Annotated in this window: 2 protein-coding genes and 1 pseudogene; 1 reads left to right on the top strand and 2 read right to left on the bottom strand. The window is 40.5% G+C overall.

Annotated features, from left to right (window positions below; genetic code table 11):
- A pseudogene (locus tag VJ937_RS09175) lies at nt 1-488 on the bottom strand (YgiQ family radical SAM protein); the annotation flags it as partial.
- Between the two features lie 188 nt (nt 489-676).
- Nucleotides 677-3,958 carry a two-component regulator propeller domain-containing protein gene (locus VJ937_RS09170; RefSeq protein WP_324066599.1) on the bottom strand — a complete coding sequence of 1,094 codons (3,282 nt, stop codon included), beginning with the start codon at nt 3,956-3,958 and terminating at the stop codon, nt 677-679.
- Nucleotides 3,959-4,068: 110 nt separating this feature from the next.
- Between VJ937_RS09170 and VJ937_RS09165 the strand changes: the two genes are divergently transcribed.
- Complete coding sequence (locus VJ937_RS09165) at nt 4,069-4,491, top strand: (deoxy)nucleoside triphosphate pyrophosphohydrolase (protein WP_324066598.1); 423 nt, start codon at nt 4,069-4,071, stop codon at nt 4,489-4,491.
- Nucleotides 4,492-4,521: the final 30 nt, after the last annotated feature.

Below are 4,521 nucleotides of genomic sequence, written 5' to 3'. Positions count from 1 at the left end.
GACCAGTAATCATAATGGGTAAGTCGTCGCATTGAGGCCTCTATTCCACCAATAATTACAGGTGTTTCCGGGTAGAGTTTTTTTAGTATTTGAGTATATGTTGCCACTGCATAATCAGGTCTGAACCCGGCTTTTCCTCCCGGCGTGTAGGCATCGTCACTTCTGCGTCTTTTTGCAGCAGTATAATGGTTCACCATGCTGTCCATGCTGCCGGCAGTAACGGCGAAAAACAGGTTGGGACGGCCAAATTTTTTAAAATCGCGTAGGTCATCTTGCCAGTTGGGCTGGGGGACAATGGCTATTTTAAACCCTTCGTGTTCAATAATTCGGCCAATTACAGCAGCTCCGAAAGCCGGATGGTCGACATATGCATCGCCTGAAAATAACACCACATCAGCTTCTTCCCAGCCTTGCAGGCGTGTTTCTTTAATTGTGGTCGGGAGCCATTTGGTGTAATCAGGTTTTGGAGTTGATTGCATGGATTTCATTAAGCAAAAATAATGCTAGTTCGTGAATTTTGCCGTTTGTTGACCGTAATTCTTTATGAATCTACCCATTGATTATAAATGGAAGTAAAAACCATGTGTGACGGAAATTTGATTCATCATAGTGAGTTCATCACGCCTTTGGCGGGACAGGTTATGAGCCTTGAAATCAAAATTATAAACATATGAACCTAAATTTCCAGGCCCAGTACGAGTACATCATCAATTTGGAGTTGGTTGCTTTTCCAATTGTCATAAAAAGTTATCAGTTGCTTTTTTTGCTCAGGCATTTCTAATGTGGCAGTTTTAAGAATTAATTGCTGAAATTGCTTGCTCGATACTTTTTTAATATTTTGTCCTCCGTATTGGTCTATAAAACCATCGGTGAAAAGGTAAAGTTTATCGCCCTTAATTAAATTGAAGGTGTGTTTCCGGAAAGGTTGCATTTTAGGATAGATGGATATGGGCATGTTATCGGGCGTAAACCTGTAAAGTGTATTTGCCTCAACGGTTTGTGCTTTCTCTGCATTTGGTGGTTTTTTACTATTATTTCTGACCAATAATAGTGGGCTGCTTGCTCCTGCATACTGGCATTCAAGGGTTCTTTTATTAATGGCAATCAGGGCCATTTCGAGTCCTTCCTTGTGTTCGCCGGGCTTGCCTTTTTGTTTTAGCGATCTAATTATGTATTTGCGAAGTTTATTAAGCACGATGTCTACCTGGATATCCTGCATAGAATATATAATTTCGTTCATGAACGACATGCCGAGCATGCTCATAAACCCGCCGGGAACCCCATGTCCTGTGCTGTCTACTGCAGAAATAATGATCCATTCGCGGTGAATGGCAATGTAATAAAAGTCACCACTCACAATGCTTTGGGGGCGGAAAAATATGAAATGGTTTTTAAGCTCTTCTTTAAAGAGCGTAGTATTTGGTAAGATGGCTTTTTGTATATGCCTGGCATATTTAATGCTATTGGTTTGGTCTCTAAAAAGATCTTCTATCCGGTTTTTTTGTTCCTCAATTTCATCTCTTTGTGCAGCAATCTCTTCGTTACGTTGGTTCAGTTCTTCATTTTTTTCTTGAATTTCGTTTTTTTGCTGGGCTATTTCTTTTGTTCTGTCTTCTACTTTTTGCTCCAATATGTGCTGGGCTTTTTTATATTGGCTAATGCGGAAATGTATGTAAAAAATTATTAGAAACACCAATGTCAGTGATGCTACGATATAAAACCAGGTTGTTTGCCAAAATGGAGGTGTGATTTCAAAGCTGAATTTAGTGGCCTGTTTGTTCCACAAACCATCGTTGTTGCAGGCCTTAACCATAAAAGTATAATCTCCTGGGGGAATGTTGGCATAAACAGCTTCTTTTATGCGTGTTTTGGGCGACCATTTGCTGTCTAATCCTTTAAGTTTATATTGATAGAAAACCTGGTCAGGGTTGGTGAAACTTAAGGCATCGAATTGAAACGTGAGGTGGTTTTGATTGTGCGCAAGCTTAAGCCCAACGGGTAGCTGGTGTACATCGGTTTTGTCAGTGAATGTTTCCCAGTTGGTATTTTGATAAAAAAGCTTCAGACCTGTGATGTGTGTTTGTGGTTCGACGTTGTTTTGTTGTTCGACACCGGGTTCATATTTGGTGGCACCAATAATTGAAGCAAACCAAAGGTTGCCCATGTGGTCCATCATGGCTCCGTTTATAGAAGTTTCTACTCCTTTAAATCCTTCAGCTTTGCCATAAGTGTATATTTGCTTTATTTCCCTTTGCCTGTCGAATGTAATCCGGTTGATTCCTTTTTCTGTTCCGGCCCATATCTGGTCATTGTCATCGCAAAAAAGGAAGTAAATATTATCGGAATTGAGTCCATCCTTAGTTGTGAACGATTCTAAATTATACGAGCCATTTTTTTGTTTAGTCAGCCGGCATGCACCCATCGAAGCTGTGCCAAGCCATATTGTGCCTGTGCTGTCGCGCACTATGCTCCTGATGTAGGTGGGTTTGGCGTCGGTGTTTATTTGTGGAACGATAAATTTATTGTCTTTCCTGATAAATATTCCATTACCTATGGTTCCAAACCATATGTTACCTGATGTGTCGAGCTCAGCGCTCATAACAGAGTTGTCCGGCAGGCCATCGTCAGTTGTATACTGCCTGAATTTATGACCATCGTATTTTGCAATACCTTCGAATTGCGTGCAGGCCCATATATTCTGGTCGTTATCCTGAATGATTTTAAAAACCCGGGCATTGAGAAAACCATTATCTGAGTCGAATACTTCAAATTTGTGTCCGTTGAATTTTACAATACCATGGCCGGCTGTGGAAATCCATATGTTGTGTTTTGGGTCTTCGAGCAAAGAAAATAACCTGTTGTCACCCAGACCATCTTTTTTTGTATAATAAGTCCACTTTTCACCATCGTATTTTGACAATCCTCCACCATATGATGCAAACCAGTAATTGTGTTTGCTGTCCAGGAGCATGCCGAAAACCGTCTCTTTGTTACCCTTATTTGCCATTGGATAATGGGTGAAAGGGTTGGTGGGGTTGTACACAACAATACCATTTCTTCCACCAATCCATATGTTGCCCTCTTTGTCTTGTACCAACTCCAAAACAGATGAGTTAAACATACCGTTCCGGGTGGAATACTGGTGAAATTGTTTTCCATCGTAGCGGAACATTCCATTCCCCTCGGTTCCTACCCACATTTCTCCATTATTGTCGCAAAGTAATTCCCTGGTAGCCGGGGAGTTAATTGTGTTTTGATTCTGAATTTTTTTTATGCGGTTGTTTGTAATGCGATAAAGCCCGTTTTTCTGCGTTGCTATCCAGAGACTTCCAGTTGTGTCATAATCAATGTCTTCTATGCTATATGATCGTAATTCTGGCTGTATTATTTCAAATGTTGTATCACCGGTTTGCCTAATAAGCCCTGATGTTGTGCCTAAAATAATGTGGTTGTCTTTTTGCACATGACACTGTATAGTTTGATCCGGTATGGGCAAATTGATACATTCAAAAACAGTATCGTTTTTAAAACAGAGTCCTTTGTCGGTCATTACCCAAAGTTTGCCATATTTATCTTCCCAAACGTGCCTGACCCAATTGCCAACAAGGCCGTGTTTTTTCCCGAATGCAACGATGGTGTCGTAATTGTATAAAGCCAGGCCTTTGCGCGTTCCTATCCAGAGCTGGTTTTTGCTGTCGAGGTATAATGTAGATGTCAGGTTGTTTGGCAAGCCGTTTTCTTCGTTTAAGATATGGTAATCGGTACCATCAAATCTTACGGCACCCACCTGGGTAGTGATCCAAATATAGCCAAGATGGTCCTGTATTATTTCGTCTGCATTGGCCTGTGGAAATCCGTTTTCTACATTGTAGTGATGAAAGTTATATTGTTGCCCGTTTACATTTTTTACTGCACATAGCAGCAACAATGTTATCAATATCAGGCAACTTTTTTTCATAAATTTGATTCTTTAATGCAATTTATATTATTTTTCACTGTATCCAAAATTGAATAATTTTCGATTATAACTGTATTTTTGGATTGACGTTCATGTAAACTAAAAATAGTATGGATAAAGAACGGCTTGTGGTAACTTGCGCAATTATTTCCGATGGATTACGATACTTCGCCTGTCAGCGGCCTGATGCAAAAAAACATGGAGGTAAATGGGAGTTTCCGGGTGGAAAGATTCGCTCAGGTGAACTGTTGAGTGAAGGCATTAAGCGGGAGCTTGATGAAGAGCTCAATATTGAGGTGCAGGTACTCGAGCAGCTTGAAAGCATAACAGAAGCGTATGTTGATTTTGTGATTCGTTTATATCCCTTCTGGTGCAAAATTAAAAAAGGTGAGCCTGAACCTCTGGAACATCAGCAAATAGGCTGGTTTAAAATTGAAGAGCTTGAGGAAATGGATTTTACCCGGGCAGATAAAGTACTTATAGACCACATAAAAAAAGCCGGCGGAGTGCCGGCTATTGGGGAACAGCGATAAATTGGGGGAAGGAAAAAATTATTTCCTGTA

It is taken from the genome of Salinivirga sp. (assembly GCF_035268865.1).
In the GTDB taxonomy this organism is placed as follows: domain Bacteria; phylum Bacteroidota; class Bacteroidia; order Bacteroidales; family Salinivirgaceae; genus Salinivirga.
The sequence above is the reverse complement of the archived record's forward strand: the minus strand, read 5'-3'. Positions and strand labels throughout refer to the sequence as shown.

Excerpts from the sequence above, each read along its gene's own strand:
- VJ937_RS09170 (WP_324066599.1), bottom strand. The coding sequence starts at position 3,958 with ATGAAAAAAAGTTGCCTGATATTGATAACATTGTTGCTGCTATGTGCA.
- VJ937_RS09165 (WP_324066598.1), top strand. The coding sequence starts at position 4,069 with ATGGATAAAGAACGGCTTGTGGTAACTTGCGCAATTATTTCCGATGGA.